This window comes from Streptomyces sp. NPDC004126 (assembly GCF_050275515.1).
GTDB lineage: Bacteria > Actinomycetota > Actinomycetes > Streptomycetales > Streptomycetaceae > Streptomyces.
Map to the genome: position 1 here is coordinate 1 of NZ_JBNNPF010000031.1, position 14,746 is coordinate 14,746.

14 protein-coding genes are annotated in these 14,746 nt (G+C 75.6%); 5 read left to right on the forward strand and 9 right to left on the reverse strand.

The annotated features are described in order from the left end of the window. Positions 1–114: 114 nt before the first annotated feature. The 4 genes from ACQKM2_RS26120 to ACQKM2_RS26135 form a co-directional block, all read right to left on the reverse strand. Positions 115–1,473: a hypothetical protein gene (locus ACQKM2_RS26120; protein WP_427713876.1), complete on the reverse strand. Its 1,359-nt coding sequence runs from the start codon at positions 1,471–1,473 to the stop codon at positions 115–117. After that, positions 1,383–5,102, reverse strand: coding sequence for a DNA-binding protein (locus tag ACQKM2_RS26125; protein ID WP_427713878.1), 3,720 nt, complete (start codon positions 5,100–5,102; stop codon positions 1,383–1,385). The genes ACQKM2_RS26120 and ACQKM2_RS26125 overlap by 91 nt, the downstream gene beginning before the upstream one ends. Then, a complete protein-coding gene (locus ACQKM2_RS26130; protein ID WP_427713880.1) occupies positions 5,099–5,959 on the reverse strand; it encodes a DUF4132 domain-containing protein in 861 nt (286 codons plus the stop codon). The genes ACQKM2_RS26125 and ACQKM2_RS26130 overlap by 4 nt, the downstream gene beginning before the upstream one ends. 201 nt (positions 5,960–6,160) lie before the next feature. Further along, positions 6,161–7,663: an MFS transporter gene (locus ACQKM2_RS26135; RefSeq protein ID WP_427713883.1), complete on the reverse strand. Its 1,503-nt coding sequence runs from the start codon at positions 7,661–7,663 to the stop codon at positions 6,161–6,163. 138 nt (positions 7,664–7,801) lie between these two features. Between ACQKM2_RS26135 and ACQKM2_RS26140 the strand changes: the two genes are divergently transcribed. Beyond that, positions 7,802–8,248 (forward strand): MarR family winged helix-turn-helix transcriptional regulator, encoded by a 447-nt coding sequence (locus tag ACQKM2_RS26140; RefSeq protein WP_427713885.1) that lies wholly within the window; start codon positions 7,802–7,804, stop codon positions 8,246–8,248. 10 nt (positions 8,249–8,258) lie between these two features. Here ACQKM2_RS26140 and ACQKM2_RS26145 read toward each other — a convergent pair whose 3' ends face one another. Then, positions 8,259–8,762, reverse strand: a complete 504-nt coding sequence (locus tag ACQKM2_RS26145; RefSeq protein WP_427713888.1) for a MarR family winged helix-turn-helix transcriptional regulator — start codon at positions 8,760–8,762, stop codon at positions 8,259–8,261. 119 nt (positions 8,763–8,881) lie between these two features. On the opposite strand from ACQKM2_RS26145, the gene ACQKM2_RS26150 reads away from it, so the two are divergent. Then, positions 8,882–9,292 (forward strand): organic hydroperoxide resistance protein, encoded by a 411-nt coding sequence (locus tag ACQKM2_RS26150; RefSeq protein WP_007262362.1) that lies wholly within the window; start codon positions 8,882–8,884, stop codon positions 9,290–9,292. A gap of 18 nt (positions 9,293–9,310) precedes the next feature. Here the strand turns inward: ACQKM2_RS26150 and ACQKM2_RS26155 are convergent, their stop codons facing one another. Beyond that, complete coding sequence (locus tag ACQKM2_RS26155) at positions 9,311–9,730, reverse strand: LPXTG cell wall anchor domain-containing protein (RefSeq protein ID WP_427713891.1); 420 nt, start codon at positions 9,728–9,730, stop codon at positions 9,311–9,313. On the opposite strand from ACQKM2_RS26155, the gene ACQKM2_RS26160 reads away from it, so the two are divergent. Genes ACQKM2_RS26160 through ACQKM2_RS26170 form a run of 3 tightly spaced genes read left to right on the forward strand, consistent with a single transcriptional unit; the run spans position 9,710 to position 12,629 of the window. Further along, the gene (locus ACQKM2_RS26160; RefSeq protein ID WP_427714077.1) at positions 9,710–11,176 is read left to right on the forward strand and encodes a histidine kinase; all 1,467 of its coding nucleotides are present in this window, start codon (positions 9,710–9,712) and stop codon (positions 11,174–11,176) included. The genes ACQKM2_RS26155 and ACQKM2_RS26160 overlap by 21 nt on opposite strands. Next, positions 11,164–11,817: a LuxR C-terminal-related transcriptional regulator gene (locus ACQKM2_RS26165; RefSeq protein ID WP_427713894.1), complete on the forward strand. Its 654-nt coding sequence runs from the start codon at positions 11,164–11,166 to the stop codon at positions 11,815–11,817. The genes ACQKM2_RS26160 and ACQKM2_RS26165 overlap by 13 nt, the downstream gene beginning before the upstream one ends. After that, complete coding sequence (locus ACQKM2_RS26170; protein ID WP_427713896.1) at positions 11,814–12,629, forward strand: hypothetical protein; 816 nt, start codon at positions 11,814–11,816, stop codon at positions 12,627–12,629. Before ACQKM2_RS26165 ends, ACQKM2_RS26170 begins: the two co-directional genes overlap by 4 nt. 5 nt (positions 12,630–12,634) lie before the next feature. Here ACQKM2_RS26170 and ACQKM2_RS26175 read toward each other — a convergent pair whose 3' ends face one another. The 3 genes from ACQKM2_RS26175 to ACQKM2_RS26185 all read right to left on the reverse strand — a co-directional run bounded on the left by ACQKM2_RS26175 (position 12,635) and on the right by ACQKM2_RS26185 (position 14,667). Beyond that, on the reverse strand, positions 12,635–13,375 hold the full coding sequence (locus ACQKM2_RS26175) for an SDR family NAD(P)-dependent oxidoreductase (protein ID WP_427713897.1): 741 nt from the start codon (positions 13,373–13,375) through the stop codon (positions 12,635–12,637). Positions 13,376–13,459: 84 nt separating this feature from the next. Continuing rightward, positions 13,460–13,975 carry a mycothiol transferase gene (locus ACQKM2_RS26180; protein WP_427713900.1) on the reverse strand — a complete coding sequence of 172 codons (516 nt, stop codon included), beginning with the start codon at positions 13,973–13,975 and terminating at the stop codon, positions 13,460–13,462. Between the two features lie 77 nt (positions 13,976–14,052). Next, positions 14,053–14,667: a hypothetical protein gene (locus ACQKM2_RS26185; protein ID WP_427713903.1), complete on the reverse strand. Its 615-nt coding sequence runs from the start codon at positions 14,665–14,667 to the stop codon at positions 14,053–14,055. Positions 14,668–14,746: the final 79 nt, after the last annotated feature.

The window sequence follows — 14,746 nt, forward strand, 5'->3', positions numbered from 1 at the left end:
TGGGCGTGTCGGTGGCGGTGTTGTTCTTGGGAGTCGCCGCGCTGGCGCGGGGGGGGGGGGGGGGGGGGGGGGGGGCCGCCCCCCCCCCCCGCCCCCCCCCCACCCCCGGGCGGATCAGCGCCGGCGGGCGCCGGTCCGCTTCACCTTCAGCTCCTCGAAGCGCGGTACGTCGCCCTCGCGGACCCGCGCCCAGGCCCGGCGGTACAGCTCCGCGGCCGGTTCGGCGGGCACCAGCACGCCCAGCGCCGGGTGGCCGCCCACCGCCAGTGCGTACATGGGCAGCTTCCACGTCTCGACCGGCAGGACCGGCGCGCCGGGCTCGGACCAGCCGCCGGGCAGGAACAGGGAGCGCCCCGCGCGGGAGCGGGCGGCCGCCACCACCAGCTCGGTGGCGGCCAGTTCGGCCCGGGCCGCCTTCGCCCGGGCCGGCTTCCAGCCCGTCCAGCGCGCCGTGTTGCGGTCGGTGGGGTCGGGCATCGCCAGCAGCGCCAGGTACAGCGCGGCCGCGTCGGCGCCCAGCCCGTACGCCGCGGACACCTCCGCCACCAGCTCGGGGACGCTGCGCGAGGGGTCCTGCGGCCACCAGGTCCCCTCCTTGTCGAGCCCGCCCGCGACGGGCGCGCCCGGGTCGGCGAGCAGCGCGGCGAACGCCGGGTCCTGGACCAGGCGCAGCGCCGTCTCGGCCCCCGAGGGCTGCTGTTCGGTGCCGCGCAGCAGCGGCAGGTACGGGTCGGAGCCGGTCGAGTCCAGCAGCGCGGGGCGCACCGCGGGCCGGGGCTGCGAGTCGTGGGTGGCCAGCACCACCGCGCCGTACCGCTCGTAGCCCTCGCCGGTCTCGGTGGGGTTGCCGGCCGCCTTGCGGAAGTCGGGCAGCCGGATGTAGTGGCCGACGCTGAGCAGCAGTTCGGGCGAGGCCAGGCGCTGGCGCAGCGCGGTGAGCGCGGGCGGCAGGCTCGCCCGTACCGGGTGTCCGGCGGGCAGCCGGTGCGCGAGCCAGGCCGTCAGGGCGGCGGCCCCGGTCAGCACCCCCGCGTCGAAGGGCCGCTCCACCGGGACGGCGGGCTCCACGTGGTCGCCCTTGACCGTCCACGCGACATCGGCGGTCAGCACCTCGCAGGACGCGGCGTCGAGGAGCGCGGGCAGTGCCCGGTGCGGGGCCCAGCCGCCGCGCACCTCCTTGGAGGCCTCGGCAAGCAGCCACTCGGGCACGGGCGTACGACGGCCCACGCGCTCGTTCCACACCCGCGCGGCGGCGGCCGCGTCCGGGCCGTCCGTCCACAGCCGCGCCGGGTCGGCGGGCAGCAGCGCCGCGACCAGGGCGCGCCGGACCTCCACGGCGAGCTCCTTCAGGTCGTCGCGGGCGTTGGCGGCGTCGCCGGCCTTCAGCCGGAGCGTGTCGCGCAGGACGGCGGGCAGGAAGGAGCGCTCCCACGAGTCCAGGTACGGCAGCCCCGCGAGGACCAGCCGGGCCACGGCGGAGGAGACCCGGTGAGCCGCGCGAACTCCTCGGCGGCCTCCGGGAACCAGGGTGCCGGGCCGCGCTCGGCCGCCTCCTTCAGGAAGGCGGCGGTCCAGTCCGCGGCGCGTCCGCGGTCGCCGACGGGCTCGGCCGCCCCGGACCCGGTGTAGGGGGCGGGCACGGTGAAGGCGCCCGCCGGGTCGTGCAGCAGCGCGTCGAACTCGCGGGTCTTCGGGAACTCCAGGGTCTGCTCGTTGAGGGCGAGCACGGCGCCGCCGCCGAGCGGGACCACGGCGCGGTGCCGGCCGCCCCGGCCGCGTTCGCGGCCGTCGGCCCCCAGCAGGTGGGCGGTGTCGATCCGCACGCGGACGCGCCGCCACCGCTCGGCCGACGCCGTGGCGGAGGCCAGGCCCAGGGCGTCCACCTCGGCGAGCATCCGCAGCAGCGCGGCCCGCTCCTCCTCGGTGGTCTCACCGGTGACGACCGCGCGGTAGGCGACCGCCGCGGGGGCGTCCAGGAACAGGCCGGCCCAGGGGAAGGAGGAGGGGGAGATCTTCGGCGTGTCCACGTGCAGCCGGCCCGGGACCGCCTCGGCGGCGGTGTCGGCGACGGCCGCGGCCAGGGCGCGCAGGAAGCGGTACGTGCCGTCGGAGTCCCCGCCGAAGTGGCGGTGGTACGGGGTGCCGGTGAGGCCGTGCAGCGCGCGGTCGACCAGCTGGTCGAGCGGACCCCGCTGGACCGGTGCCTTCGGGCGCTCCGGGCCCGGCTTCAGCGCTTCCGCCACCTTCGCCAGGGCCTTGCGCTGGGTCAGTGCGGAGCGGAGGGTGTCGACCACGCCGCCGAGCAGCGCGGGCGCGGTGACGCCGGGCAGGGCCGCGGCGACGAGCGCCGGCAGGTCCGTCCGCTTCTCCGCCCGGGCGGCTGCCGCCAGCAGGGCCCCGGCCGCCCGCCCGTCCATCGCGCGCAGCACCGCCGAGCCCTCGGGGTCGCGGGGCCGCAGGCAGTACCAGTAGGCGAGCTTGGGGAGTTCGGTGTGGCCGGTCCAGTAGAGGCCGCCGTTGTGGTCGGAGGTGACCCGGCAGGTGACGGCACCCTCGGGGTCGGTCAGGGCCAGGGTCCGCCAGTCCTGGGAGACGGCGCGCGGCCGCTCGTCGCCGGGGAAGGCGACCGCGGCGCGCGGCAGGGGGCCGCCATCGCGGACGGTGACGGCGCGTCCGGTGTTGTCGGAGCCGTGCCAGCCCTCTCCGCGCCGGTACACCACCCGCCAGCCGAGCAGCCCGTCGACGGGCGCGCCCAGCACGGAGCCCTCGACGGCGGGCGTCGGCCGCAGCCAGTTCTGGCCGGTGTGGTCGTTCAGGACGCTGCCGGCCGGGTGGCCGTCCAGGGCGTCGGCGAGGAAGCCCGGCAGGGAGCGGCGCCCGGCCGCGCCGGTGGCCGGGTCGTACTCGGCCCAGCCCCAGTCGCCGGGGCGGCCGCCCTGGTCCCACACCCAGTACGAGGTGCCGTCGGTGATGACGGACTGCTCGGCGGGCAGGCGGCTGTCGCCGGCGTGCAGCGGGGCGGCGCCGCCGGTGGTGCGGCCGCCGCCGGGCAGCGCCAGGGTGACGTGCTCGGAGCGCACCGACCAGTAGCTGGCGGCGGAGTCCAGGGTGAGGACGTCGTCGGGGGCGCTCAGCCAGTAGCCCTGGACCGGGCCGTCGTAGGAGGCCCAGAAGACGAGCAGGTCGCCGTCGGTGTAGTGGAAGCCGTGGTTGTGGCGGTCGCCCGGCGGGACCCGCAGGTCGTGGGTGAGCACGGTGGAGTCGGCGTCGATGACCCGGACCTGCGTGGAGTTGGCGACGATGACGTACGGCCAGGCGTCCATCACGGTCAGCCGGGTGCGGCCGCGGCCGGGCGACAGCTCGGTGACGGCGGCCTCCCAGGCCGGCCAGACCAGCTCTTCGAACAGGCCGCCCCGCAGGGTGCGGGCGAGGATCTCGCCCAGGTCGGCGGAGGCGGCCCGGGACACCTCCTCGGGGGCGAGGGCCAGGGCCTCGGACGGCAGCCAGGTGAGCCGCCGCAGTGCTTCCGGGAGCTCGGGCAGGGCCGCCGCCGTGGACTCGCCGGCCACCCGGCGGACCCACTCGGCCACCAGCGGGGCGCTGCCGGGCGCCTCGGCGAGGAGCCGCACGGTCCCGCGGTCGCCCGACATGTGGGTGTTGAAGCGGTCCAGGGTGCGGAAGAAGGCCGGACGCATCCGCTCGTCCGCGCAGAGCGCCCGCAGGTCGCGCCGCCCGGCGCAGCGGGCCCAGCCGTCCAGGCCCAGCACCTCGTTCGTCCCCGGCTCGGCCACGGTCAGCCCGTACGAGAGCAGCAGGTCGAGCAGGTCCACGTCCTGGAGGCCCAGGCGCAGGCCCTCCTCCCGCCCCGGCAGGGCGAGTTCGGCGCGCAGCACGCCGGCGCAGCGGTCGACCAGCGGGAGCAGCGCGGGCAGCGGCGGCGGGGTGCCCCAGCCGGTGTGCCGGGCGGTGTGGAAGCGCTCCAGCCAGCCCGCTGTGCCGTCGGCGGGGCGCTCCCCGGCCGGCCGGCCGGGGTCCGCCAGCCCGGCGGTGGCGCCGGACTCCTCCAGCACCTCCAGCCACAGGGCGGCCAGTTCCCCGGCGTCGCCGCCGCCGGAGGGGGTGATGCCGAGCAGGGTGCCGCGTACGGCGGGCACGCGCTTGGCGAGGGCGACGAGCGCCGTGCGGTGGGCCTTCCACCAGCCGGCCGCGGCGCGCAGGGTGGCGGGCAGCGGCAGCAGCTCGGCGAGGTAGTCCTGCTCGGGCACGTTGCCGGTGAGCCCGGCCGCGCGGGCGAGCCGGCGCAGCTCGGCGGCGGCCTGCGCGGACGGGGCGAGCCCGCCCGCGGTGCGGCGTACGCACAGGCGCCGGAAGCGCTCGAAGGCCTCGGCGGGGGAGACGCGCTGGGCCAGCTCCTTGCCGTAGCCGGTGAGCACCTTCACCGGCAGGGCGCCGGCCAGGGCGAACTCCAGGAAGACGGCGTCGAGCCGGTCCTCGTCGACGGCCAGGCCGTAGCGGGCCTCGCTGGTGCGGGCGCGGCCGAACAGCTGGGCCGCGTAGGTGGTGTTCTCGACGGCGAGGAAGACGCGGGCGGCCTGCTCGTAGAAGACGGGCAGGAAGTGCGGGACGGCGGCGGCGAGCCGGTCGGCCAGCTCGGTGCAGGCGTCGAGGGCGGCCTTGGGCTTGGTCTTGGCCTGCCGGGCCAGCCGGTCCAGTTCGGGGACCACGGCCAGCGCGTGGTGTCCGTCCTCGGGGTGGTGCACCAGCACCCATTCCGGGAAGCCGAGCGCCTGGCGCCGGCCGAGGCCGACCACCTGCGGCTCGCCGTCCGGTACGAGGCCCAGGAAGCCGGCGGCGAGGTCCTCGGCGGCCCCGAGCTCGGCCGCGGCGAGGCGGACCACGACGCGCTCGTCCCCGAGGGCCGGGTGGCGGTACGCCCGGGCGGTGAGGGGGACGGCGGAGGCGCCCGCCCCGGTGGTGCCGGCGGGCAGGACGGCGCCTGCGGCCAGCAGTTCGGCGGCGTCGCCGGTGGTGTGCCCGGCCGTGTCCGCGGTGCCGGCCGCGCCCGTGGTGCCCGTGGTGTCGGTGGTGTCGGTGGTGCTCACGCTTCGTCCCCGCCCTCTTCGATCCTGCGCCCGGCGTACAGCGCCGCGGCCATCCGCATCCCCTCGGACCAGGCCACCGGTCCGACCTCGCCGAGGCGTACCGCCCGGCCGTCCTCGTCGTGCCAGTTCAGCGCCCCGGTGGTGGTCTCGTCGTCCCAGTAGGGCTCGCCGATCCACACGGCCGCCTCCACGGCCCGGCCGGAGTCGCGCACCTTGCAGGTGGCGTAGCCGCCGGAGACCCGGTAGCCGAGGCCGGTGGCGCGGGCCGCGAGGCCGAACCGGGTGGGGAACACCCCGCCCGCGTAGTCGCGCACCTCGGTCGCGGCCGGCTCCAGGTCCGCGGGCTTCTCCCAGGTGGGCCGGTGGATCTGCTCGACCCGCTGGGTGATGTCCAGCTCGGCCGCGAACTCCCGTACGTCGTCCAGGTCGGGCAGCAGCACCGGGTGCGGCAGGGTCACCGTGCGCGGGGAGAGGCGTACGGTCTCGCCGTCGAGGTTGACCACCTTCAGTTCGCCGTCGGCGGTGGCGTCGCGCAGGAAGCCCACCTCGTCGGGGTCGTCGTCGGGGACGACCGCGAGGTCGCGCAGTGCGGCCTGCCAGGCCCCGTCGGGCCATACCCGGGCGAGGAGTCCGGTCGGCACCGGCAGGGAGGACACCATCCAGGTGTCCACCTGGGCCGCGCAGGCCGCCTCGTGCCGCTCCAGCCACTCGGCGAGCCGGCGCAGCCGGTCCACCTCGGGGTGGTCGCGCAGTGCCTTCGGCAGTGCCTTCAACTGCCGTCCCCCGGGCCGCCGTACCGCGACCTTCCCCTCCACGAGGGAGATCTCGTACCCCTCGTCCAACGCCAGCCAGCCCATCAGCGCGCCCCTCCGCCTGTCCGAAAACGGTCTTGCGCAGCCCGGAAGAAGGCGCGAGCGCCCTTCGAGCTGCGGTATGCGGGGAGACTAGCGAGCCCCACTGACAACGCGGAGGGGAGGGCTCCGGGTGAGGGTCCCGGATATGCCGCCGCCCCCGGTCCGTGGGGACCGGGGGCGGCGGGAGAAGGGCTTGACGGCGGGTCAGACCGCGTCGGCGGGCTCCGCGGCCTTCTTCGGCGCGGGCTCGGCGGCGGCCGCGCGGACCACGCGCGGGCCGTGGCCGGAACGCAGTCCGAGCCAGCTGATCAGGGCGACGAGGGCGAAGGCGGCGGCGCCGATCCAGAAGGTGAGGGTGAATCCGGACTCGGCGGGCAGCGGCGGGACGCCCTGGGGCAGGTGCTCGACGGTCTTCGACGCCAGGATCGTGGTGACGATGGCGCTGCCGATCGCGCTGCCCGTGGAGCGGGAGATGGAGTTGATGCCGTTGGCGATGCCGCTCTGGTGGTGCGGGACGCTGGACATGATGACCGCGGGCATGGCGGCGTAGCCGAAGCTGACGGCCGCGCCGACGACGAGGCCCGCGCCGATCACCGAGAAGGTGTGGCTGTGGTCGAGCGCCAGCCAGCCGAAGCCGACGGCGCCGAGCGCGGCGGCCACGGAGAGCGCGAGGCGGGGTCCGCGGTGGCGCACCAGCTGGCCGCCGACGGGGGAGGCGAGCAGCGAGACGATCGCTCCGGGCAGCAGGAACTGGACGGAGGCGCGCAGGATGGACGCGTCGAACCCGTAGCCGGTGAGCTTCTCGGGCATCTGGACGAGGTAGGAGACGCCCAGGAAGTTCGCGAACATGCCGAAGCCGACGAGGATGCCGGCCAGGTTGGCCATCAGCACGGGGCGGTGGACGAACATCTTCATGTCGACCAGCGGCTCGGCGACCTTGCGCTCGACCAGGACCCAGACGGCCGTCATCACGGCGGCGCCGGCGAAGCTGCCCAGGGTGCGGGCGGAGGACCAGCCCCACTCGTGGCCCTGGGAGATGGGCAGCAGGAGCAGCAGAAGGGCGATGCCGAGGGTCAGGGCGCCGAGGAAGTCGGTGCGCCCGCCGGTCTTGTGCCGGGTGGCGGGGACCAGGAACACCACGGCGAGCAGGGCCACGACGGCGAAGCCGGTCGCCATCCAGAAGGCGTTGCGGTAGTCGGCGCCCTCGCCGGAGGTCAGCAGGCCGGTGGCGACGAGCGCCAGGCCGCTGCCGAACGCGAGCGTGCCGCTGACCAGCGCCATGGCGCCCGGCAGCTTCTGCGGCCGGACCTCCTCGCGCAGCACGGACAGCGCCAGCGGGAAGATCGCGGTCGCGGAGCCCTGGAGCACGCGGCCCAGGATCAGCAGGGGCAGGGAGGTCGCCAGCGCGGCCACCACGGAACCGGCCACCATCACGCCGAGGACGGCCACCAGGGTGGGCTTCTTGCCGTGCTGGTCGCCGAAGCGGCCGAGCAGCGGGGTGAAGACGGCGGCGGAGAGCAGGGTGGCGGTGGTCACCCAGCTGACGTTGGCGGTGGAGGTGCCGAGGTCGGTGCGGATCAGGCCCAGGATCGGTACGGGCAGGGTCTGCATCATCGACACGACCATGGCGGCGAGGCTCAGGGCGAAGACGATGACCGTCTCGTTGCCCTTCCTCGCTTCGGCGGGGGCGGATGCGGCGGAGCTCATGGCGGGGGGACCTTCTCAGTGTTTCAGGACGCAGATGTTTTATGTCATCAAGTACTTCGACGAAGGTAGCCAGAGATAGTTAAGGTGGTCAAGTAAAAGGTTGATAATGTCAACGATCCTCGGCTAGGCTCGCGGCCCATGAGCACCACCGCACCACACCGCCCCACCAAGCTGGAACTGCTGGAACTCCTCGCGGCCATCGGCACCGCCCAGTGGCGCGACTTCGCCGCCGCGGCCGCCCGCCACGGGCTCACCTCCACGCAGGCCAAGGTCCTCGCCCAGCTGGACGGGCCCGTGCCGATGCGCGGCCTCGCGGCCCTGCTGGCCTGCGACGCCTCGAACGTCACCGGGATCGTGGACCGGCTCCAGGCGCGGGGGCTGGTGCGGCGCGAGCCCGAGCCGCGCGACCGCCGGGTCAAGAACGTCGTGGCGACCGGCGAGGGCCGCGACGTGATGCGCCGGGTGCGCGAGGAGATGCAGGCCACCCACGGGGCGCTGGACGTGCTGGACGAGGCGGAGGGTGCGACCCTCTACGCCCTGCTGGAGCGGCTGCGCCCCGCCATGGAGCGCGACGCCGCCTCCTGATCCCGGCCGGTCAGTCCCGGGGGGCGGCCTCGACCGACTCGACGGCGGCGTCCAGGGCGGCCGTGAGGCGGCCCAGGCGCTGCTGGAGCTCGCGGATCTCGGCCAGCTCGAACCCGGTCGCCCGTGCGATCCGGCGCGGCACCTCCACGGCCCGCCCGCGCAGGGCCGAGCCCTCCTCGGTGAGCACCGCGTGCACCGACCGCTCGTCCTCGGTGCTGCGCTCGCGCCGGATCAGGCCGGCCGTCTCCAGCCGCTTGAGCAGGGGCGAGAGCGTGCCCGAGTCGAGCCGCAGGTGCTGTCCGAGCTGCTTGACCGGCATCGTGCCGTGCTCCCAGAGCACCAGCATCACGAGGTACTGGGGGTAGGTCAGCCCCAGGTCCTTCAGGACGACCCGGTAGAGGCCCCCGAAGGCGCGGTTCGCGGCGCCCAGCGCGAAGCAGATCTGTCCGTCGAGGCGGAGGAAGTCCTCGTCGCGAAGGGGTTCGCGGAGGATGTCGGCGGGCTGCTCGGTCATGCGCCCAGTGTACCGGAGCCGACTTGCGAGCCATTGAGTTGTGCACAACTGAATTGTGTGCTCTATTGGTGGTCGAGGGTCGGCCACCGGCCGCCCCGCCCCTCTGAAAGGACCTCCCGATGGACGCGCTGTACACCGCCGTCGCCACCGCCAACGGCCGCGAGGGCCGCGCCGTCAGCTCCGACGGCCAGATCGACCTGCCGCTCGCCATGCCCCCGGCGCTCGGCGGCAACGGCCAGGGCACCAACCCCGAGCAGCTCTTCGCCGCGGGCTACGCCGCCTGCTTCGCCAGCGCCCTCGGCCTGGTCGGCCGGCAGGCGAAGGTCGACACCGGCGACGTGTCCGTCACCGCGGAGGCCTCCATCGGCCAGGACGCCGGCGGCTTCGGCCTCGCCGTCACCCTGCGCGTCGAGCTCCCCGCCCACCTGGAGGGCGAGACCGGCACCCTGCTGGTCAAGCAGGCCCACGAGGTCTGCCCGTACTCCAAGGCCACCCGGGGCAACATCCCCGTCGAGCTCGTCATCGAGTAGCAGCACCCCGGCCGCCCGTCAGGCGGTGCGCCGCGCGGCCACCACCGCGCAGGCCACCGCCAGCGGCAGCTCCGCGGCGAGCGCCATCAGCACCGCCGCGCCCTGCCCGGCCGTGCCCGCCGAGGTGGTGACGTCGAGCCAGGCGTCCGCCACCAGCAGCGCGGCCGTCGCCCCCGCCACCGCCGGGACCCGCGGGTCGCCCTTGCGCAGCAGCAGCCCCGTCCCGGTCAGGCCGGCGGCCAGCAGCGCGTCGAAGCCGACCCAGGCGGTGGACCAGTTGGACACCTCCGCCGTCTGCGGCAGCGTCCGCGCCAGCACCACCATCCACGGCACCAGCGCCAGCCCGGCCCCCGTCAGCACCCCCGCGAGCCGCGGCGCGCGTCCGCACACTCCCCCGGAGCGGGGGCGGGCCTGGAACTGCGGGGCGATGACGGCCATGGCTGCGGGTCTCCTTCCGGTCCGGCGGTCCGTCCGCCGGGCACACCACAACTCTGTTGGCCCGCAAGGAGAAGATCAGTAGCCCCACCGTCCCAAGCGGGGGTGGTGCCAGGTACACCCCCGGCCGGATGCCAGGGTGGTGGAAGCCCCGTGATCCATCCGACTACCGTTGTGGACATGGCAACTCGCGGCGCGCTGAGGCGTACGTACACCTGGATCGCGTCGCACGCCCCCTGGTCGGCGTGGGCCTGGCGCAACACGGCCTTCGCCACGGCCGCGATCCCGCCCGCCCTGCCCCTCCTGCTAGGCGCCGCCGCCCTCGTCGCCCTCCCCGGCCACAGCTTCCTGCCCCTGGTCCTCGTCCTCGCACTCCGCCCGCTGCTGACGCTCCTCCAGCGCAGCCGCTTCCGGACCCTGCTCGGCCTGGACGTGCCGCCCGTCGTCCACGAACACGGCTGGACGACCCCGCGCGGCCTCGCCGAGCGGCTGCGCTCCGAGTCGACCTGGCGCCAGTACGGCTACCACCTCCTCGTCAGCCCGCTCACCGCCGCCGGAGCGGCCGCACTCGTCCTCACCTGGGCCGGCGGCGCCGCCGCGGCCTGCGTCTACGCCTGGTACTGGGTGCTCCCCTCCGACGGCGCACTGCCCTCCCCGGGCTGGACGGCCCAGTACGACGCCATCACCGTCCTCGGCGTACTCGCCCTGCTCGCCGCGCCCTGGCTGGCCGCGGCCCTCACCCGGATCGACGCCACCGCCGCGGCCGCCCTCCTCGGCCCCAACCGGGCCCGCGAACTCGAACGCCGCGTCGAGGACCTCGCCGAGAGCCGGGCCGGCGTACTCGACGCCGCGGACCTCGAACGCCGCCGCATCGAACGCGACCTGCACGACGGCGCCCAACAGCGCCTGGTCTCCCTCGCCATGAACCTCGGCATCGCCCGCGCCACCCTCACCGACCTGCCCCCCGAGGCCAGGGCCGTCATCGACGAGGCCCACCGCGAGGCGAAGGAGGCCATCGAGGAACTCGGCAACCTGGTACGGGGACTCCACCCGGCCGTACTGGAGGACCGCGGCCTGGACGCCGCGCTCTCCGGCATCGCCGCCCGCGCCCCGCTCCCCGTCGAACTCACCGTGGACCTCGACCGCCGGCCCGGCTCCACCGTCGAGGCCGTCGCCTACTTCGTCGTCTCCGAGGCCCTCGCCAACGTGGCCAAGCACGCCCGCGCCACACGCTGTTCGGTCCACGTCGGCCGCGTCCCGGGCGGACGCCGGGGCGACCTGCTGCGCGTCGTCGTCACCGACGACGGCGTCGGCGGCGCCGACCCCGCGGGCGGCACCGGACTGACCGGCCTGCGCAAGCGCGTAGGGTCGGTGGACGGAACGATTCTGATCAACAGCCCCCTCGGGGGCCCGACCACCGTCACTGTGGAGCTGCCGTGCGGGCTGTGATCGCGGAGGACTCCGTCCTGCTGCGCATAGGTCTTGTCAAAGTCCTGGAAATGGCCGGGTTCGAGGTGGCCGCCGAGACCGGCGACGCCGAGGGCCTGCTGGCCGCCGTCGAGGAACACCACCCCCAACTCGCCCTGGTGGACGTCCGGATGCCGCCCGGATTCACCGACGAGGGCGTCCGGGCCGCCCTGATGATCCGCAGCCAGTACCCGGGGACCGCCGTCCTGCTGCTCTCCCAGTTCGTGGAGGAGCGCTACGCCGCCGACCTGCTGTCCTCCCGGAGCGGCGCCGGCATCGGCTACCTGCTCAAGCAGCGCGTCGCCGACGTCGAGGAGTTCATCGACGCCCTGCGCCGCGTCGCGGCCGGCGGCACCGCCCTCGACCCGCAGGTCGTCGCCCAGCTCCTGCTGCGCCGCGGCGGCCCCGACCCGCTGGAGCGGCTCACCCCGCGCGAGCGCGACGTCCTGGCCCTGATGGCCGAGGGCCGCTCCAACGCGGCCATCGCCGCCGGACTCGTCGTGAGCGAGAGCGCGGTGGCCAAGCACATCAACAACATCTTCGCCAAGCTCGACCTGCCGCCGGCCGCCGAGGCACACCGCCGGGTCCTCGCCGTGCTGCGCTTCCTGGACGGCACGCCGTGACCGGTTCCGCCGCCGGGGGGAGCGGACAGCGCCTCGCCTGGTACACCGCCGCCGCGCTCAGCGCCGTCCTGGTGGTGTCGGCGGCCGCCTGGCAGGCGGGGACCGGCTTCGGCGTACGCCGGGGCACCGCCGTCGGCGGCAGCGGCGGCCGGACGGTGACCGCCGTGGAGGTGGTGGCGGGCCCGTCCGACGTGTCCGTCACCCCGCGCGGGGACGCGCAGGTCGGCTACCGGGCCGACCTCACCTGGTCGTTCGGGGAGCCGGAGGTCGAGGAGAGCTGGCTCGGCGACACCCTCAGGCTCACCCCGCGCTGCCCGGACGGCTCCCTCGGCTTCGCCGCGGGAGCCGGCTGCTCGGTGCGGCTCGCGGTGACCGTGCCCGCAGGGGTGCCGCTGAAGGTCTCCGGAGGATCGGGCCGCATCAGCGTCAGCGGCATGGCCGCGGCGGTCGACGCCGAGACGGCCGCCGGCACGCTGGTCCTGGCCGACCTGCGCGGACCGCTGCGGGCCCGGGTCGGCGACGGCACCCTGCGCGCCACCGGCCTGACCGTCCCGCAGGCCGACATCCGCGCCGGAGCCGGCCGGGCGGACGCCCGGTTCGCGGCACCGCCCGAGCAGGTCACCGCACGGGCCGGCGCCGGCCGCCTGGAACTCGTCCTGCCCACGGACACCCGCTACCGCGTCAGCTGCCGCGCGGGTCTGGGCCGCTGCGAGGCGGCGGACGCCCTGAACGACCCCGCGGCGACCCGCACCCTGGACATCGCCGTCGACGTCGGCCACGCCACCGCGTCCTACCGTCCGGACGGCCCCTGACCCGGTCAGACGATGTGGCGGCCGCCGTCGACCGTGAGGACGTCCCCCGTCGTGTAGGCGGCGTTCACCAGGTACAGGGCCGCCTCGGCGACGTCCTCCGGGGCGCCCACCCGCCGCAGCGGGGTGTTGTTCGCGATCCACTCGCGGGAGCTCTCCCAGACCTCCTGCGCCCCGTCGTACCAGGGCGTGTCGATCAGCCCGGGCGCCACCGCGTTCACCCGCACGCCGGGGCCGAGCTGCGAGGCCAGCAGGCGTGTCATGTGGTTGACCGCCGCCTTGCTGACGGCGTACGGGACCGAACTCCCCAGGGCGCGCGTGGCCGACACCGACGAGACGTTGACGATGGAACCAGCCCCGGACTCCCGCAGGTGGGGGACGGCGGCGGTGATCATCTGCCAGGCGCCGACCACGTTCACTTCGAAGATCTCCCGCCAGGCGGCGGCGTCCGCGCCCTCCAGGTCGTCGAGCGGCACGAAGCGGGTCACACCGGCGTTGTTGACGAGGATGTCGAGCCGGCCGTAGGCGTCGATCGCGGCGCGGACGATCCGCCGCGCGTCCTCGGCGTCGGAGACGTCGCCCTGGACGTACACGGCGTCGGGGAGGGAGGCGGCCAGTTCCCTGCCCGCCTCCGCGCTGCGGGCGGAGTTGACGACCACGCGGATGCCCTCGTCGGCCAGCCGCCGGGCGACGGCGGCGCCGATCCCCGAGGAAGAGCCGGTGACCAGGGCGACGCGGGACTCGCTCATCATTTCCTCCTGCTGCCGAAGGCCGGGATGCCGGACCGATCCGGACCGGCCTTCAACATATCGTAGAACGGAAATGATTTTCCGCTATGCGGATGCGCGCTGGAGGACGCCCCGGACGTAGGCGGCCTGGCCCGCGTGCTGGAGGTCGTCCGTCAGGACGCTGACCAGGCGGACGCCCAGGCTGACCGGCGGGTCCCAGCGCTCGTCGACGATCCGCTCCAGGTCGGCGGCGGCCAGGCCCCGTACGAAGCGCAGGCTCTGCTCGTGGACCGCGTCGTAGTAGCCCAGCAGCAGCTCGGGGGAGTCGACGCGGACCTTGCCGACCTCGGCGGCGGTGTGCCCGTAGCCGATGCCGTCGACGGGCAGCGGCAGGGCGAAGCGGTCGGCCCAGCCGCCCGCCCGCCAGACCTGCTCCAGCCCCGCGACCTCGGCCACGTGGTCGTCCTGCACCCGGGTCAGGTGCCAGACCAGCCAGGCGATCGGGTTCGCCGCCGGGTCGAGCCGGGCGTTCAACTGCTCGGCAGTGAGCCCCTCGACCGCCTCGTGCACCACCTCCCTGATGCGTCCGAAGCCGTCCGCCAGTACCTCCGTGGCCTTCATGAGCCGTCCCTACGCCGTCGAGCCGTTCCGGGGACCACCTTGCTCGCCCGCCGCCGGGCCGGGCGGGCGACACTCCGTCAGCGGCGGGAGCGGCGCAGGAAGATGCCGGCCGCCGCACCGGCGAGGGCGATCCCCGCCACCCCGGCGGTGGTCCACCAGCCACCGGAGCCGCCGGAACCGCCGGACGGCGCGGGCGCGGGGGCTGCGGCTGCGGCGGGGGCCGAGGGGGCAGCGGGGGAGGCGGGGGCCGAGGCGGGGGGTGCCGAGGGGGACGGCGCCGACGGGGCCGGGTCCACGGCCGGGACCGCGACCTCCTGCTGTGCGTGCCCGAGCGAGGGGAAGCCCGCGTCGACGGTCACCTTCCACGTGCCGGGCGGCAGCGCCTCGGCCGTCACCCACCCCGCGGCCCGGCCGGCGTCGCGCACCAGCCGCCACGGGCCCTCGGTACGGCTCCCGTCGGCGCTGACGGCGTTCACGGTGGCGGCCACGGCCTCCTCGACGGCGTCACCGTCGTTCTCCCAGGTGACGTCGGCGGTGACCCGGCCGTCCCGCTGACCGGTGATGACCACCTTCAGGGTGTCGCCGTGGGCGTGGGCGGGACCGGCCGCGCCCATGGCCAGGACCAGGCACAGCAGGGGGAGGGTGAGCGCGGCGAGGGCCAGGGCGGGGAGGTTCGGGAGGTGTCGGCGCATCGGCACGGTGCTCCAGGTGAGGGGAGGTGCGGGAGGGGAGACGAGGGGGGCGGGCGGCCGTAGGGGAGTACGGCCGCCC

Bases quoted from the DNA above. Each gene is read 5' to 3' on its own strand.
- ACQKM2_RS26145 (WP_427713888.1), bottom strand. From the start codon at position 8,762: ATGACCGAGCAGCCCGCCGACATCCTCCGCGAACCCCTTCGCGACGAG.
- ACQKM2_RS26150 (WP_007262362.1), top strand. From the start codon at position 8,882: ATGGACGCGCTGTACACCGCCGTCGCCACCGCCAACGGCCGCGAGGGC.
- ACQKM2_RS26140 (WP_427713885.1), top strand. From the start codon at position 7,802: ATGAGCACCACCGCACCACACCGCCCCACCAAGCTGGAACTGCTGGAA.
- ACQKM2_RS26180 (WP_427713900.1), bottom strand. From the start codon at position 13,975: ATGAAGGCCACGGAGGTACTGGCGGACGGCTTCGGACGCATCAGGGAG.
- ACQKM2_RS26135 (WP_427713883.1), bottom strand. From the start codon at position 7,663: ATGAGCTCCGCCGCATCCGCCCCCGCCGAAGCGAGGAAGGGCAACGAG.
- ACQKM2_RS26155 (WP_427713891.1), bottom strand. From the start codon at position 9,730: ATGGCCGTCATCGCCCCGCAGTTCCAGGCCCGCCCCCGCTCCGGGGGA.
- ACQKM2_RS26130 (WP_427713880.1), bottom strand. From the start codon at position 5,959: ATGGGCTGGCTGGCGTTGGACGAGGGGTACGAGATCTCCCTCGTGGAG.
- ACQKM2_RS26175 (WP_427713897.1), bottom strand. From the start codon at position 13,375: ATGAGCGAGTCCCGCGTCGCCCTGGTCACCGGCTCTTCCTCGGGGATC.
- ACQKM2_RS26185 (WP_427713903.1), bottom strand. From the start codon at position 14,667: ATGCGCCGACACCTCCCGAACCTCCCCGCCCTGGCCCTCGCCGCGCTC.